The 15,602-nt window shown below is 70.4% G+C and carries 15 protein-coding genes and 1 tRNA gene; 10 read left to right on the top strand and 6 right to left on the bottom strand.

Translation table 11 applies throughout. From position 1 onward, the window contains the following. Window positions 1–97 precede the first annotated feature (97 nt). Window positions 98–174: transfer RNA gene (locus tag VP06_RS28920), tRNA-Met, on the top strand. A gap of 48 nt (window positions 175–222) precedes the next feature. On the opposite strand, the gene VP06_RS28915 is transcribed toward VP06_RS28920, so the two are convergent. The 3 genes from VP06_RS28915 to VP06_RS28905 all read right to left on the bottom strand — a co-directional run bounded on the left by VP06_RS28915 (window position 223) and on the right by VP06_RS28905 (window position 2,449). Beyond that, window positions 223–453: a tautomerase family protein gene (locus VP06_RS28915; protein ID WP_048467259.1), complete on the bottom strand. Its 231-nt coding sequence runs from the start codon at window positions 451–453 to the stop codon at window positions 223–225. A gap of 13 nt (window positions 454–466) precedes the next feature. Further along, entirely contained in the window at window positions 467–865 is a 399-nt protein-coding gene (locus VP06_RS28910) for a (R)-mandelonitrile lyase (RefSeq protein WP_048467258.1), read from the bottom strand. A gap of 111 nt (window positions 866–976) precedes the next feature. Next, window positions 977–2,449: an amino acid permease gene (locus tag VP06_RS28905; protein WP_048467257.1), complete on the bottom strand. Its 1,473-nt coding sequence runs from the start codon at window positions 2,447–2,449 to the stop codon at window positions 977–979. Between the two features lie 190 nt (window positions 2,450–2,639). On the opposite strand from VP06_RS28905, the gene VP06_RS28900 reads away from it, so the two are divergent. Continuing rightward, entirely contained in the window at window positions 2,640–2,930 is a 291-nt protein-coding gene (locus VP06_RS28900) for a ribbon-helix-helix domain-containing protein (protein WP_048467256.1), read from the top strand. Window positions 2,931–2,943: 13 nt separating this feature from the next. On the opposite strand, the gene VP06_RS28895 is transcribed toward VP06_RS28900, so the two are convergent. Further along, a complete protein-coding gene (locus VP06_RS28895) occupies window positions 2,944–4,581 on the bottom strand; it encodes a GMC family oxidoreductase (protein ID WP_048467255.1) in 1,638 nt (545 codons plus the stop codon). A gap of 104 nt (window positions 4,582–4,685) precedes the next feature. Here VP06_RS28895 and VP06_RS28890 point away from each other — a divergent pair, with 104 nt between their 5' ends. From VP06_RS28890 to VP06_RS28875, 4 genes are all read left to right on the top strand, one after another. Beyond that, window positions 4,686–6,224: a tannase/feruloyl esterase family alpha/beta hydrolase gene (locus tag VP06_RS28890; protein WP_053082078.1), complete on the top strand. Its 1,539-nt coding sequence runs from the start codon at window positions 4,686–4,688 to the stop codon at window positions 6,222–6,224. Between the two features lie 133 nt (window positions 6,225–6,357). Then, on the top strand, window positions 6,358–6,597 hold the full coding sequence (locus VP06_RS28885; protein ID WP_048467254.1) for a hypothetical protein: 240 nt from the start codon (window positions 6,358–6,360) through the stop codon (window positions 6,595–6,597). A 95-nt stretch (window positions 6,598–6,692) separates the two neighbouring features. After that, a complete protein-coding gene (locus tag VP06_RS28880; RefSeq protein ID WP_048467253.1) occupies window positions 6,693–8,414 on the top strand; it encodes a sensor domain-containing diguanylate cyclase in 1,722 nt (573 codons plus the stop codon). Between the two features lie 501 nt (window positions 8,415–8,915). Then, a complete protein-coding gene (locus VP06_RS28875; RefSeq protein ID WP_048467252.1) occupies window positions 8,916–9,692 on the top strand; it encodes an SDR family oxidoreductase in 777 nt (258 codons plus the stop codon). Between the two features lie 75 nt (window positions 9,693–9,767). On the opposite strand, the gene VP06_RS28870 is transcribed toward VP06_RS28875, so the two are convergent. Beyond that, window positions 9,768–10,037: a hypothetical protein gene (locus VP06_RS28870; protein WP_245291357.1), complete on the bottom strand. Its 270-nt coding sequence runs from the start codon at window positions 10,035–10,037 to the stop codon at window positions 9,768–9,770. Window positions 10,038–10,276: 239 nt separating this feature from the next. Between VP06_RS28870 and VP06_RS28865 the strand changes: the two genes are divergently transcribed. The 3 genes from VP06_RS28865 to VP06_RS28855 all read left to right on the top strand — a co-directional run bounded on the left by VP06_RS28865 (window position 10,277) and on the right by VP06_RS28855 (window position 13,249). Further along, entirely contained in the window at window positions 10,277–11,194 is a 918-nt protein-coding gene (locus VP06_RS28865; RefSeq protein ID WP_048467265.1) for a 50S ribosomal protein L11 methyltransferase, read from the top strand. Window positions 11,195–11,471: 277 nt separating this feature from the next. Further along, window positions 11,472–12,644 carry a zinc-dependent alcohol dehydrogenase gene (locus VP06_RS28860; RefSeq protein WP_048467251.1) on the top strand — a complete coding sequence of 391 codons (1,173 nt, stop codon included), beginning with the start codon at window positions 11,472–11,474 and terminating at the stop codon, window positions 12,642–12,644. Next, a complete protein-coding gene (locus VP06_RS28855) occupies window positions 12,641–13,249 on the top strand; it encodes a cyclase dehydrase (protein WP_245291356.1) in 609 nt (202 codons plus the stop codon). Before VP06_RS28860 ends, VP06_RS28855 begins: the two co-directional genes overlap by 4 nt. A gap of 362 nt (window positions 13,250–13,611) precedes the next feature. On the opposite strand, the gene VP06_RS28850 is transcribed toward VP06_RS28855, so the two are convergent. Then, window positions 13,612–13,818, bottom strand: coding sequence for a hypothetical protein (locus tag VP06_RS28850; protein WP_048467250.1), 207 nt, complete (start codon window positions 13,816–13,818; stop codon window positions 13,612–13,614). A gap of 358 nt (window positions 13,819–14,176) precedes the next feature. Here VP06_RS28850 and VP06_RS28845 point away from each other — a divergent pair, with 358 nt between their 5' ends. After that, on the top strand, window positions 14,177–15,550 hold the full coding sequence (locus tag VP06_RS28845; protein ID WP_082167680.1) for an MFS transporter: 1,374 nt from the start codon (window positions 14,177–14,179) through the stop codon (window positions 15,548–15,550). Window positions 15,551–15,602: the final 52 nt, after the last annotated feature.

Below are 15,602 nucleotides of genomic sequence, written 5' to 3'. Positions count from 1 at the left end.
CATGGTACTGTGTCTCAAGACACGGGAGAGTCGGTCACCGCCAGACCTGCCAAGCACGGCAACATTCCCTCAGTCACGATCTCGGATCGCGCCTTGGCGCGGGGTGGAGCAGCCCGGTAGCTCGTCAGGCTCATAACCTGAAGGTCACAGGTTCAAATCCTGTCCCCGCAACCAACCACACGAAAAACCCCGCTCAGGCTCGGCCGGCGGGGTTTTTCGGGTTCAGGCCGGGGCGTAGCCGGGCTTCTTGAAGACCGTGTCGGCCTTCGCGGCGATATCGGGCTCGTACACGCTCGCCATCCAGGCATCGGGTTCGACATCCTCGATCGCCACCGAAATCGAGCCTTCCGAGGATCCCGCGGCATTCATCAGGGCCTTGGTGATCTCGTCGGCGATGCGCTGCTTCTGCTCGTCGCTGCGGCCGGCATAGAGCTTCACGATGACGTGCGGCATGGGTGTGGGTCCTTTATCGCGCGCTGTATTCGGCGTCGGTCACGGGGTCAAGCCAGGTCACGGCGCTGCCGTTTTGCTTCTCCTGGATGGCGATGTGGCTCAGGCCGGTCGTTGCGGTCGCGCCGTGCCAGTGCTTCTCGCCCGGCGGAAACCACACCACGTCGCCGGGCCGGATCTCCTCGACGGGCCCGCCCTCGCGCTGCGCCCAGCCGAGGCCGGACGTGACGATCAGGGTCTGGCCGAGGGGGTGGGTGTGCCAGGCCGTCCGCGCGCCCGGCTCGAAAGTGACATGGGCGCCGGCGACCCGGGCCGGATCCGGCGGGCTGAGGAGCGGGTCGATCCGCACCCGGCCCGTGAAGTACTCCGCGGAGCCCGCTTGCGACGGGCGGGATCCGCTCCTGTGGATCTCCATGACGAACAGCCTCTGTGACGCGCGCTGCGCGCGGGATCGGACTGCCTTAGCCCGATTCCGCGCGGCCCTGCCAGGGGAGGGGAGCGTCGAGGCCCGCCGGCCGCCGAGATCTCAGCCCGCCGCTGCGCGGCCGACCCGGCTGTGGCGCCGTCCATAGCCGAAATAGATCGCGAGCCCGATCACCAGCCAGACGACCAGGCGCAGCCAGGTCTCGCCGTCGAGGGAAAGCATCATGCCGAGGCAGACCAGGATGCCCGCCGCCGGCACCAGCGGCACCAGCGGGACGCGGTAGCCCCGCTTCTCGTCCGGGTGTGTCCGCCGCATGATGACGACGCCGGCGCAGACGATGATGAAGGCCAGCAGCGTGCCGATGCTGGTCATGTGGCCGAGGGTGCTGATCGGGGTCAGTCCGCCGAGCAGCGCCGAAAACACCATGAAGAACAGGTTCGAGCGATAGGGCGTGCGCCAGGTCGGGTGGACGACGGCGAAGACTCTCGGCAGCAGGCCGTCATTCGCCATCGAGAAGAACACCCGTGACTGGCCGTAGAGCAGCACCAGCATCACGGTGGTGAAGCCCGCGATGACGCCGAGCGTCACCAGGGTCTGGAGCCACGGGAACGGCGTCTGCCGGATGGCGGTGGCGACGGGAGCCGCATCGCCCTTCATCGATGCGTAGGGAACGAGGCCGGTGAGCACCGCCGCGAAGGCGATGTACAGCACCGTGCAGACCGCGAGCGAGCCGAGGATGCCGACCATCATCGTGCGCTGCGGGTTCTTCACCTCCTGTGCCGCCGTCGAGACCGCGTCGAAACCGATATAGGCGAAGAACACCACGCCGGCCGCCCGCATGATGCCGCTCCAGCCGTACTCGCCGAAGGTGCCGGTGTTCTCCGGGATGAACGGGACGTAGTTCTGCGCCTTGACGTAGAACAGGCCGACGCCGACCACGGCCAGCACCACCGCGATCTTGACCACCACGATCACGCTGTTGACCCGGGTCGATTCGCGCACGCCGCGCATCAGCAGCAGCGAGATCAGGCACAGGATCAGTACCGCCGGCAGGTTGACGAGGCCGTGCACGGTCGATCCGTCGGCGAGCGGCACTGTCTCGAATGGCGAATGCAGCAGCCGCGGCGGCAGCGTGATGCCCCAGTCCTGGAGCAGGGTCGCGACGTATTTCGACCAGCTCACCGACACTGTGGCGGCGCCGACCGCGTATTCGAGAACCAGATCCCAGCCGATGATCCAGGCGACGAACTCGCCCATCGTGGCATAGGCGTAAGTATAGGCGCTGCCCGAGACCGGGATCATGCTGGCGAGTTCGCTGTAGCACATGCCGGCCAGCGCGCAGCCGAGCGCCGCGATGGCAAACGAGATCACCACCGCCGGCCCGGCATTCTCCGCCGCCGCGATGCCGGTGAGCGAGAACAGCCCGGCCCCGATGATCGCCCCGATGCCGAGCCCGACCAGGCTCCAGGGCCCCAGCGTCCGCTCGAGGCCGTGGCCGCCGCCCTCCGCATCCTGTCGCAGGCTGTCGATCGGCTTCGTCCGCATCAGCCCGTCCGCTACGCTCACCTGAGCCATCGCGCATCCTCCGAGAATCGTTGGAGTCTCAACGCCGCGTCACCGCCAAGGCTGCACCGCGTGATGAGCGCCGGCTCTTGCGCGGGAGGATTGCTGCATCGCAATCGTTTTGCCCGCGACGCATCCGCCGCTTGCCGAGCCGCCTCCCGCTTCAATATTGTTTTGGCAACAGATGTGAGGAGGAGCCCCCATGTGCCGGATCTTCGCCGAGCAGACGCCCGAGCGCTACGCCTACGAGACGCGCTCGCTGCGGATCGGCGGGCACTGCACCTCCCTGCGCCTCGAGGCCGCGTTCTGGACCATCCTGGAGGAGATCGCCCGCCAGGAAGGGCTCAGCGTCGCGAAATTTGCCACCAAGCTCCACGACGAAGTGCTGGAGCGGCACGGCGAGGTGCGCAACTTCGCCTCGCTCCTGCGCTGCTCCTGCCTGATCTACCTGTCCGAGGGCAGCCGCGCCCCCGCACTGATGGCGGCGGAATAGCGGGCCTTCCTCTTCACCCGGCATCCTCCAGGATCATCGCGGCGCCCTTCTCGGCCAGCATGATCGTCGGCGAGTTGGTGTTCCCCGAGGTGATGCGCGGCATCGCCGAGGCATCGGCGACGCGCAGGCCCCGCACGCCGCGCACCCGCAGGCGTGCATCCAGCACCGCGCCCGTCTCGTGGTCGGGACCCATCCGGGCGGTGCCGACGGGATGGAAGATCGTCGTGCCGAGGTCGCCCGCAGCCTTCAGCAGGTCGGCGTCGCTGGCGATCGAGGGGCCCGGCAGGTGCTCCTCCGGCCGGTAGCGGGCGAGCGGCGCCTGGGCGACGATGCGGCGGGTCAGTTTCAGCGAATCGACCGCCCCCCGCCGGTCCTCCTCGGTCGAGAGGTAGTTGGGCCGGATCTCGGGTGGCGCCAGCGGGTCGGGGCTCGCCGCGTGCACGCTGCCGCGGCTCGACGGGCGCAGGTTGCACACGCTCGCCGTGAAGGCGCCGAACGGATGCAGGCCGTCGCCCCACTTGTCGAGCGAGAGCGGCTGGAAATGGTATTCGAGGTTGGCGGTGGCGTAATCGGGCGAGGAGCGGGTGAACACCCCGACCTGGCTCGGCGCCATGGTCAGCGGCCCGGTGCGGAACAGCGCGTATTCCACCCCCATCCAGCCTCTCCTGACGAGGTTGGCATAGGTGAGGTTGAGCGTCGGCACGCCCGTGACCTTGTAGACCGGGCGGATTTGCAGGTGGTCCTGGAGGTTCTCGCCGACGCCCGGCGCGTGATGCGCGACGTCGATGCCGAGGCTCTGGAGCCGCGCTCCGTCGCCGATGCCCGAGAGTTCGAGGAGTTTGGGCGTGGCGACGGCACCGGCCGAGAGCACCACCTCGCCAGTCGCCCGGGCGAGGTAGCGCTGCCCGCCGCGCTCGAACACCACGCCGGCGGCGCGGCCATCCTCGATCAGCACCCGCTCGACATGCACGCCGGTTTCGAGCCGCAGGTTCGCCCGGTTGAGGGCCGGCTTGAGGAAGCCGCGGGCCGCGCTCCAGCGCCGGCCGCGGCGCTGGTTGACCTGGAAGTAGGACGAGCCCTCGTTGTCGCCGGTGTTGAAATCCGGGATCTTCGGAATGCCGGCGGCCTCGGCGGCGTCGCGGATCGCGTCGAGGATGGCCCAGCGGATCCGCGGCGGCTCGACCCGCCACTCGCCGCCGGCGCGATGGAAGGCGTTGGGCGGCGCGATGTGGTCCTCATGCTTGAGGAAATAGGGCAAGACGTCGTCCCAGCCCCAGCCGTCCAGGCCGAGCTGGCGCCAGCCGTCGTAATCGGCGGCCTGGCCGCGCATGTAGATCATCGCGTTGATGGCGGACGAGCCGCCGATGACCTTGCCGCGCGGATAGGCGAGCTGGCGGCCGTTCAGGCCGGCCTCGGCCTGGGTGGTGAACAGCCAGTCCGCCCGCTTGTTGCCGATGGCGAAGAGGTAGCCGGCCGGGATGTGGAACCAGATCCAGTTGTCGCGCCCGCCTGCCTCCAGCACCAGCACCCGCCGGCGGGGATCGGCCGAGAGGCGGTTGGCCAGCACGCAGCCCGCCGAGCCCGCTCCGACCACGATGTGATCGTAGCTGCCGACATCCTCGAAAGCCCCGCCGGTCGTGCTGCCCGCCATTGCGTGTCCCTACCCCGTTCTGTCGTTCCGGCGGGTTTAGCGCATTCCGCTGGCGACGGCGCAAGAGGTTGCGGCTAGGCTGCCGGAAAAGCGGGGAGGGAACGATGGCGTGGAGATGGGGGATCCTGGCCGGCCTGGCTGCGGGCCTGACGGCGGCGCCGGCCTTGGCCGGCGAGTGCGGCGCGCTCGCCAACCTCAAGATCGAGGCGGTGAACCTTCATTCCGCCGCCGAGGTGCCGGCCTCCGGTGACCTGCCGGCCTATTGCCGGGTGCTCGGCACGATCCGGCCGGCGATCAGCGTCGAGGTGCGGCTGCCGCTCCAGAACTGGAACGGCAAGTATTACGGCACCGGCTGCGGCGGCTTCTGCGGCGGGCTCAATGCGGACGCGCCCGGCTTCACCAACGCGATGAATTACGGCCTGCGCCGGGGCTACGCCGCTTCGACGATGGACGGGGGCCATTGGGGCACCGGCTCGGCCGATGGGCGCTGGGCCGCCGGCGACCTCGTCGCCCGGATGGATTGGGGCCAGCGCGCGGTGACCGAGACCGCCCGGGTGTCCAAGGTGCTGGTGCGGGCCTTCTACGATCGGCCACAGCAAAAATCCTACTTCGCCGGCTGCTCCACCGGCGGCCGCATGGCGGCGATGGAGGCGCTGAAATACCCGAAGGACTTCGACGGGATCATCAGCGGGGCGCCCGCCCTCGACTATACCGGCCTCGTCGCCACCACCTTCGCCTGGGTGACGAAGGCAAATTCCGGCACGGACGGCAAGCCGATCCTGACCACCCCGCGGATCAAGCTGGTGGCGGAGGCCGTGGCGGCGGCCTGCGGGACGGAGGGGACCAAGGGGCTGGTCGCCGACCCGCGGCAATGCGGCTTCATGCCGTCGTCCCTGCGCTGCACCGGTGCCACCACGGACAAGTGCCTGAGCGAGGCGGAAGTCGGGGTTCTGGAGAAGTGGTATGCTGGCCCGACGGATGCCGCCGGCCGGCAACTCTATCCGGGCGGCATCCCGCTCGGCTCCGAGGCGCATTGGCCGCGCTGGCTCACGGGGCTGGGCAACGCGCCGGCGATCCTGCCGCTCTTCGCGGCCGATTTCCTGCGCTACATGGCGTTCTGGCCCTCGCCGGGGCCAGCCTACCGCGTGACCGATTTCAACTTTTCCGCCGATCCGGCCCGGATGGCGCCGCAGGCTCAGACGTACAACGCCGCCACCTACGATCCGGCCTCCGGCGCCGTGCGGCCGGTCTCCGACCTGTCGGCGTTTCGCGATGCGGGCGGCAAGCTCCTGATCTATCACGGCTGGGGCGACCCGCTGGTCACGCCGTTCATGAGCGTCGCCTTCTATGAGGCCCTGGCCAGAAGCGGCGGTGGCCTCGACACGCTCAAGAACACCGCGCGCCTGTTCATGGTGCCGGGCATGGACCATTGCGGCATCGGCACCGAGGGGCCCGGCATCGCCGATACCGGCATCGATCCGCTGACGGCTTTGGAGCGCTGGGTCGAGGCGGGCGAGGCGCCGCGCGAACTCATCGCCACGAAACGTGACGCCGGCGGGGCGGTGTCCTGGTCGCGACCGGTCTGCGCCTATCCGCAGGTCCCGCGATCCGAGGGGAGCGGCCTCACCTGCGCGGCACCGTGAACCTTCCATACAGCCTAGACCGATCGAACTAAGGCGATGGTGTCCCCACGGGGACGGGAATTCCCTATAATGTAAACGGTTAGCAGTTATTCAGGGCCGCTTTCGTGGCATCTGTGCCGCAGGAGTGGCAGGTATGACCGACGACGCACGGCCCCGGGTTCTCTCGATCGCCAGCGTCACCGCCGTCAGCACGATCGACGGCGGCGACACCCTGGCGGCCGAGGTGAGCGGGCCGGATGGCGGCACGGTGTTCCTGCTGATCCCCCTTGGCGCCGCCTGTGCGCTCATCACCCAGCTCACCGATGCGGCCGAGCGCGGGGCGCAGGAGCGGCGCCTCCACAGTCAAGGGCGCCCCCCGGCCTCGGAGGCATAGCGCTGGGCCACACGATCGATCGAATGCGAGCGATCGGCTGAACCGATCGTTGGGCGAGACGGGCGAGAACGGGACTCCGGTTGCGGAGGTCCAACGTGTCGTTCAGGAATCGCCTCCGCTTCGAGCACCAGCTCGCTGCGCTGGTCGGCGTGCTCTGCCTTGCCCTGGTGGCGGCGACGGTGGGCGGGGCGATCTGGCTCGAGCGCCAGAGTGCCGTCGGGCTAGCCGAGGACCGTCTCGCCCGCCTCGCCGTCGGCATGGCGGAGAGCCTCGACGCCACCGTGCGTGAGCGGTTCCGCGAGATCCAGGTCGTTGCCGGCCTCGTGCCCCTGCGCGAGCGCTGGGCCGCCGACCCGTCGATGACCCGCGGCATCCTCGCGGCCATGCACGCCACGGCTCCTGACTATGCCTGGCTCGGCTTCGTCACGCCGGATGGCCATGTGCGGGCCGGCACGGAGGGCATGCTCGAGGGGATGGCGATGAACGGGCGGGCGTGGTTCGAGACCGGGTCGACCCGGCCCACCGTCGGCGACGTGCACGAGGCGGCGATCCTGAACCGCCTCCTCGTCCGGATCGATCCCGAGCCCCTGCGCCTCGTCGATCTGGCGGCACCGGTGCGCGATGCCGGCGGCCGCGTCATCGGGGTTCTGGCCGGCCACTTGAGCTGGGACTGGGCCATCCGGGTCCGCCGCCGGCTCCTCGACGATGGCTTGCCCGGCACCGACCTGTGGGTGCTCGACCGGAACGGGCGCGTGATCCTGGGGCCCCGCCTCGGCGTGGCGCCATTCGACCCGGTGCGGCTCGGCGCCATGACCGAGGAGGGGAGGGGCACCTTCGCGGCGACCATCGCCGGGGAGACGCAACTGGCAGGCTTCGCCTCGGCGGCGAAGGGCGAGCGGAGCGAGAACGCCATCGGCGATCCCGGCCTCGGCTGGATCGTGGTGGCGATGCGGCCCGAGGCCCAGATCCTCGCGCCGGTGCACCATTCGATCCATGCGCTGCTCGGCCTCGGCGCCGGTATCGCGCTGCTCGGCCTCGCGCTCGCCTGGTCCCTCGGGTATCGCGCCGCGGCGCCGCTCCGGCGGATGACCGCCGCAATGGGCCGGATCGGCCCCGATACCGATGCCACGACCCTGCCGCGCCTCGACGAGGCGCAGGAATTCGCCGCGGTCGCGGCGGCCCTGAGCGCGCTTCTGGGACGGCTCGGCGCCGTCGAGCGCGAGCTGAGCGACGCGACGCTCCGCTCGACCCGGGTCGCCGCCTTCTACCGGCGTCAGATCGAGGATCTGCGCCAAGCCGCCGGCACCGACATGCTCACCGGGCTGCTCAACCGGCGTGGCTTTGCCGGTCCGGCCGAAGAGGCTTTCGAACAGGCTCGGGCCGGCCGCCGCGGGGTCGCCGTGCTGGTCGCCGACATCGACCATTTCAAGCGCGTCAACGACCAGCACGGCCACGATGCGGGCGACGCGGTGATTCGCCATGTCGGCGCCCTGCTGGCGGAGGCCGTGCGCGGTTCCGACACCGTGGCCCGCTTCGGCGGCGAGGAATTCGTGCTGCTGCTCGTCGGTCTCGGCCTGTCCGAGGCGGCCCACATCGCCGAGCGCCTCTGCACCGCGGTGCGGAATGCCGAGATCGCCCATGGCGGCCGCGTCATGGCGGTCACGGTGAGCATCGGGGTCGCGACGGTGTCGGCAGGCGATCCGGACATCGAGGCCGCGATCGCCCGGGCCGATGCGGCGCTCTACGAGGCCAAGGCGCGCGGGCGCGACCGGGTCGGCGTCGCGGCGGCACGCGAGGAGGCCGAGCGGGCGGCGTGAGCCCACGCGACGCCGGTCGATCCGCCGGGAACCTGATCGCGCCAAGTTCTGTTGTTACCCCATATGAGTATTCATTCACTCTATGGAGGCAAAGATGATGAAGGGCGGCCTGCTCTGGCTGATCGGGATCCCGATTCCGATCATCCTGATCCTGTTCTTCCTGGGCTATCTGCACTGACGGGATCGGTGATCCTTGACCGGTGACGGTGCGGCGGCGGTACCAGGACCGGCGCCCCGGCACATGTCAGGCCGGACCGAGGTTCGGCGTGAGCGGCGGCGGCCAGCAGCCCCGCCGTGGCACGCCATTTTCCACCGGTCGACCGGGATCGCCCTTGCGCCGCGCCGCCGAGGCTTGGCATCGTGGCGCATTGGCATCGTGGCGTATCAGACCGGCGCGACGGACGGACCGCCAGGATCCGGGCAAGGACCCTGGCGAGGATCCCGGCAAGAATCCCGGCAAGGGACGCCGCGAGGATGCCGCATGACGGGAGGAGACGGACCATGGCACAGGATCTCGCCGGCAAGATCGCCTGGGTGACGGGCGCGGGGAGCGGCATCGGCGAGGCGGCGGCTGTGGCCCTCGCGGGGGCGGGCGCGCGGGTGGTGCTCACCGGGCGCCGGGAGGAGCCGTTGCGGGCGCTCGCGGAGCGCCTCGCCGCAGCGGGCGGCGAGGCGGTGGTCGAGCCCGGCGACGTCACGGATGCGGCCCGCATCGCCGCCATCGTCGAGGGCATCGCGGCGCGGTTCGGCCGGCTCGACGTGCTGGTGAGCAATGCCGGCAGCAATGTGCGCGAGCGACGCTGGGACGCCCTGTCGCCGGAGGGTGCGCAAAGCGTGATCGCAGCCAACCTGTCGAGCGCCTTCTACGCCTCGCTGGCGGTGCTGCCGCTGATGCGGGCCCAAGGGGACGGCGTCCTGATCCACACCGCCTCCTGGGCCGGGCGCTATGTCAGCCCGGTGAGCGGGCCGGCCTATACGGCGGCCAAGCACGCGGTGGTGGCGATGAGCCACAGCATCAACATGGAGGAATGCGTCAACGGGATCCGCTCGACGGTCCTGTGCCCGGCCGAGGTCGCGACCCCGATCCTCGACAAGCGCCCGGTGCCGGTGAGCCCCGAGGATCGCGCCCGCATGCTCCAGCCCGACGACATGGCGGCGCTGATCCTGTTCGTGGCGACGCGCCCCAGGCATGTCTGCCTCAACGAGGTGGTGATCAGCCCGACCTGGAACCGCGGTTACGTGCCGGATGCCCGCCTGGGCGCGCGACTGGGCGCGTGAGGCGGCCGGCGGCGCCGGTTTGGAATGGACTTCGGGGGATCGCCGCGCGATCGCCCGAAGCGTCGGAAGACCGGTTCAGGCGCTCTGCGAGCCGGCGGAGCCGGTCTTCTCGGCCTCGGCCCGCGCCTGCATCTGCAACTCGCTCCGGTGGAGCCGGCTGAGCAGCATGAGCATGCGGCCCGGCAGGGCCGTCTCCTCGGCGGTGAGCGGCGCCGCGCGGCGCCAGGGCGCGGTCTCCCGCGACGTGGAGGTGTCCCGCAGGACGGGAGGTTCCCGCACGGGAGTCTGAACCAGCTCGGCGGCGGACGAATCCGGCCGAAGCGGCTCGCGAACTCGGGTACGCATCGTACGATCCTTCAACGGCCGGCTTCTGGCGACCGGCGCCGCAATGAACGCCGACCGGCGGCGCCGGTTCCAGGGGGACGGGCGACGTTTCCTGCGCAGAGTTCCGCTGCGGCATCGCGGCCACACCGGACCGGGGCGGCACGACACGCGCGGCGAATGAGGGTCGCGCGGCGAGAGAGATGCCGCGCGGGCGTGACGGGGCGGTGACGGCGGGCGGCGCGGATGCTATGGGCGCGGGCATGCTCGAAGGCCTGCCGCCCCACCGCCCGACCCACGTGCTGCGTCTCGACACGAACGAGCGCGCGGCCCGCGCCATGACCGACCTGATCGGCGAGGTCTTCGACCCGACCGAGACCGCGGTCGCGGCCTTCGAGGCCGAGGACGGCAAGACCTGGCACCTCGAAGCCTATTTCTCGGAGGAGCCCGACGAGGAGGCGGTGCGCGAGCTGATCCGCCCGATCCTCGGCGATGCCGCCGACGAGGCGATCTTCGCGGCGATCGACCAGCAGGACTGGGTCCGCGCCTCCCTCGAAGGGCTGAAGCCCGTCCGGGCCGGCCGCATCCTGGTTCACGGCTCGCACGACCGGGGCAAGGTCCAGCCGAACGACCTGCCGATCGAGATCGAAGCGGCGCTCGCCTTCGGCACCGGCCACCACGGCACCACCCTCGGCTGCCTCATGGCTCTCGTCGACGAGGTGAAAAGGCGCCGGCCCCAGCGCATCCTCGATGTCGGCACCGGGACGGGTATCCTGGGGCTCGCTGCCGCCCGGTTGCTCCACACCCGCGTCATCGCCGGCGATCTTGACCCGGAGGCGGTGGCGACCGCCCGCACCAATGCGGCCTTCAACGGGCTCGCCAACCTGATGGCTTTCTACGAGGCGCCGGGCCTGCGCCACCCGCTCGCCCGCGTCGCCCGCGGCTACGACCTCGTCTTCGCCAATATCCTGGCCCGGCCGCTGCGGGGGCTCGCCCCCAGCCTCGCCCGCGCTGTGGCGACGGACGGCACCCTGGTCCTCTCCGGCCTGATCCCCCGCGACGTGCCGGGCGTGCTCTCGGCCTATGCCGCGCAGGGTTTCCGCCTGCGCCGGCGTCGGCTGATCGAGGGCTGGGCGACCCTGGAACTGCGCCGCGGCGGCGCGGCACCCCGCCCGCGCTAAGCAGACTTGCGTTGGCAGGACAACGCTTCGCCCGCTTAGGCTCTTGTTTGATCGCAGATTGTTGCCGCCGAACCGGTGACCACTTCGGCGAAATCTGCTTGGGGCGCCACGGTGGGTTGCTGCGCCGGCTTTCACGGAACAGCCCTAACGTTGATCGGTTGTCCGGGCATCGCCGCTTACCGGTAGGGGGTATTTGTGCCTGAGCCGGGGCGGCCCGTGCGTGCGGAACGCCAATCCCGGCGCTTTCCGCGGCACGCGCCTCGGAGACCGATCAGCCATGAAAGCCCTCGTCTGGCACGGCACTGCGGATATCCGCTGCGACACGGTTCCCGATCCGATGATCGAGGATGGGCGCGACGCGATCATCAAGGTCACTTCCTGCGCCATCTGCGGCTCCGACCTGCACCTCTACGACCACTTCATGCCGGGCATGAAGGCGGGCGACATCATGGGCCACGAGACCATGGGCGAGGTGGTCGAGGTCGGCCGGGACAACACGGCGCTGAAGGTCGGCGACCGGATCGTGGTGCCGTTCACCATCATCTGCGGCCAGTGCGAGCAATGTAAGAGGGGCAATTTCTCGGTCTGCGAGCGCTCGAACCGCAACGCCGCGCTCGCCGAGACCGCCTTCGGCCACACCACCGCGGGCCTGTTCGGCTACACCCACCTCACCGGCGGCTATCCGGGCGGCCAGGCCGAGTACCTGCGGGTGCCGTATGCCGATGCCACCCACATCAAGGTGCCGAACGGCATCCCGGACGAGAAGCTGCTCTTCCTCTCCGACATCTTCCCGACCGGCTGGCAGGCGGCGGTGCAGTGCGACATCCAGCCGGAGGACACGGTGGCGATCTGGGGCTGCGGCCCGGTCGGTCAGATGGCGATCCGCTCGGCGATTCTGCTCGGGGCCGAGCGCGTCATCGCCATCGACCGGGTGCCGGAGCGCCTGACCATGGCCCGGGCCGGCGGCGCCGAGACGATCGACCTTAACCAGGAGTCGAACGTCGTCGCCAAGCTCAACGACATGACGAACGGCAAGGGGCCGGAGAAGTGCATCGATACGGTCGGGATGGAGGCTCACGCCACCACCTCGCTCGACGCGATCTACGACCGTGCCAAGCAGGCGGTGATGCTGGAGAGCGACCGGCCGCACGTGCTGCGCCAGATGATCATGGCCTGCCGCCCGGCCGGGGTGCTGTCGATCCCGGGCGTCTATGGCGGTCTGATCGACAAGGTGCCGTTCGGCGCGGCGATGAACAAGGGCCTGACCTTCCGGATGGGCCAGACCCACGTCAACCGCTGGAGCGACGACCTGCTGCGGCGGATCGAGGAGGGGCAGATCGACCCGTCCTTCGTCATCACCCACACGGTGGGCCTGGAGCAGGGGCCGGAGATGTACCGGACGTTCCGGGACAAGCAGGACGGCTGCATCAAGGTGATGATCCGGCCATGACCCACCCGAGCACCAGCGAGGCCGCCATGAACCAGTCGCGCATGACTCACTCCCCCATGACCCGCACCGTCGATCCCCGCACCCGCTCGGCGCATGATGCGCTGGCCCGCGGCCTCGGCTGGTTCTCGATCGGCCTTGGCCTCGCCGAGATCCTGGCGCCCCGGGCCTTGTGCCGGGCGCTCGGCCTTCAGGGCCGCGAGGCCCTGGTCCAGGCTTACGGCGCCCGCGAGGTCGCGACCGGCGCGGCGATTCTGATGAGCCACGACCCGACGCCGTGGCTCTGGGGCCGGGTCGCGGGCGACGCCCTCGACCTCGCCACCCTGGCGACCGGCTTCGAGGGCGACAACCCCCGTACCGGTACTCTGGCGCTCGCCACCGTGGCGGTGGCGGGCGTGACGCTCGCCGACATCGTCTGCGTCCAGGGCCTCACGGCCGACAAGCGGCCCGCGCAGCCGGGCGTTTATGAGTATCACAACCGCAGCGGCTATCCCCATGGCCTCGCCGCCGCCCACGGTGCCGCCAGCAACCTCGCGGTCCCGCGGGACTTTCGCATTCCCGACGCCCTGCGTCCCTGGCGCGAGGGACGCCCGGTCGCCGGGTCTTGAACGGGAAGGCCGGGACGCGCATCAGCACAGGGTCGCGCAGAACCCCAGCATCAGGATGGTGTCGAGAGAAGAGCAAGCATTGGGCGCGCGGGGGGCGCACCTCGCGAAAAAAATCGCCACAACGGCATTCATCGAGCGGCCTCCCTGATCAGGGAGACTGCTCTTTGAACCCACCTTCAGCGAGGATCAAATCTCCCGCAATTCCATGCGATTCTCTGCACTCGGGAGAGGGGATCCCGCGCTTGGTCGTGGACGGACGTGTCCCCGGACAGCCCTGCGCGGGCGGGGACAGGAGAAGACCCGCGCCACGATTGTTTGCCGCGGGTCTCCGAACGGCGCTGCCGCTCAGGAAGGCGGCCGACCTACGCGGCCTCTTGCAGGGCCAGCGGGCAGCGCGTCGGGGTGTCAGTTTCCTCGTCGGTGCTCCAGCGGCAGACCGGCCGGCCGGTCTCCGGGTCGAGGAACCAGGTGGCGCGCAGGACGGCCTTTGGCGCCGGCCCGATGGGAGCCACAGGCTGGCGGACGGACACCGCGCCCTTCGGCGCAAAGGGGAGGATGGTGAAGGTCATGATGCACCTCTCGGGGGCGGCCGTCCGCGCGGCCGGCGCCCACGAGAGAGCGCCCGATCAGGCGTCCCTGCGAGAAGCGGCCGGCACGAACGGCGCGGTCGATCGACTGTGACTGTCGCTCGGCATGGGGTTGATGGGTCCTGGAGTGAGGTGGCGGGACGAGCAAAGTTCGCCCTGGCCAACGGGCGCTCCTTACGCCTTCGAGCCGGTCTGTCAACGCCCTTTCGCAGGCCCGCCGACCGAACGTTTCACGCTCCCCGCGCAGGGTGGGGATGAGGCCGGTGGAGGTGCGGCGTCGGCGCCTTTCGGCTACGGCTCGGATGAGAGGCGAGGACTCGGGCTAGGGAGCGCGGGGCGGATGACGGGAATGGCGGGGCCGGTGACGGCGGAGGTGGCCGACGGTCTTCCGACCCGGGCAAGGCTGTGGGCGATGCTGGCGATCGGCATCGCCATGTCGATGGCGGTGCTCGACGGCGCCATCGTCAACGTCGCCCTGCCGGTGATGGCCCGGGACCTCCAGGTCAGCCCCGGCGCCGCGATCTTCGTCACCAATGGCTACCAACTCGCCGTCACCGCTGCCCTGCTGCCGCTCGCCTCACTCGGCGACATCCTCGGCTACAAGCGGGTCTACTGCACGGGGCTCGCCCTGTTCGCCGCCGCCTCGCTCGCATGCGCGCTGGCCGGCTCGCTGCCGGTGCTGGTCGCGGCCCGCATCGTCCAGGGCCTCGGCGCCGCCGGGATCATGAGCGTCAACATCGCGCTGGTGCGCTTCATCTATCCCCAGCGGATGATCGGGCGCGGCGTCGGCACCATGGCGCTCATCGTGGCGGTCGCCTCGGCGGCGGGGCCGAGCGTCGCGGCGGCGGTGCTGTCGGTGGCGAGCTGGCCGTGGCTGTTCCTCGTCAACGTGCCGCTCGGCCTCGCGGCGCTCACGCTCGCCACCCGGATGCTGCCGGTGACGCCCCGCAGCGGCGCCCGCTTCGACGGAGTGAGCGCGCTCCTCAACGCGCTGTTCTTCGGCCTGCTCATCACCGGCGTCGACGGCCTCGGCGAGCCGGGCCGGAGCGGCACGGCGCTGGCCCTGCTGGCCGGGGCGCTTCTCGTCGGCACCGCCTTCGTGTGGATGCAGACCCGCTTGCCGGCGCCGCTCCTGCCGATCGACCTCCTGCGCATCCCGGTCTTCGCATTGTCGATGGTCAGCTCGGTCTGCTCGTTCTCGGCCCAGATGATGGCCTACGTGGCGCTGCCGTTCTACTTCCAGGACGTGCTTCACCTCACGAGCACCCAGACCGGCGTCCTGATGACTCCGTGGCCGATCGCCATCGCGGTGATCGCCCCCTTCGCCGGACGGCTGGCCGACCGCTACCCGCCGGGGCTGCTCGGCGGCATCGGCCTCGTCGCCCTCTCGGCCGGGCTCGCCCTGATGGCGAGCGCGCCGCCGGATGCCTCGCCCCTGGCCATCGCCCTGCGGCTGACGCTGTGCGGCCTCGGCTTCGGGCTGTTCCAGTCGCCCAACAACAAGGTCATCATCACCAGCGCTCCGCGGGAGCGCAGCGGCGGCGCGAGCGGCATGCAATCGACGGCCCGGCTCCTCGGCCAGTCCCTCGGTGCCGCGATGGTGGCGGTGATCTTCGGCTATCTCCATACCGGCGGCACCGTGACGGTGCTGTGGCTGGCCAGCGCGCTCTCGCTCGCCGGTGCCGTCGCGAGCGGGCTCCGGGTTCGGCGCTGACCGGCCCGCATCGACGATCTGCCGGGTGCGGCGGATCGCCATGCCCAGAAGT

This window comes from Methylobacterium aquaticum (assembly GCF_001043915.1).
In the GTDB taxonomy this organism is placed as follows: Bacteria; Pseudomonadota; Alphaproteobacteria; order Rhizobiales; family Beijerinckiaceae; genus Methylobacterium; species Methylobacterium aquaticum.
This window is presented reverse-complemented; position numbering and strand designations above follow the sequence as displayed.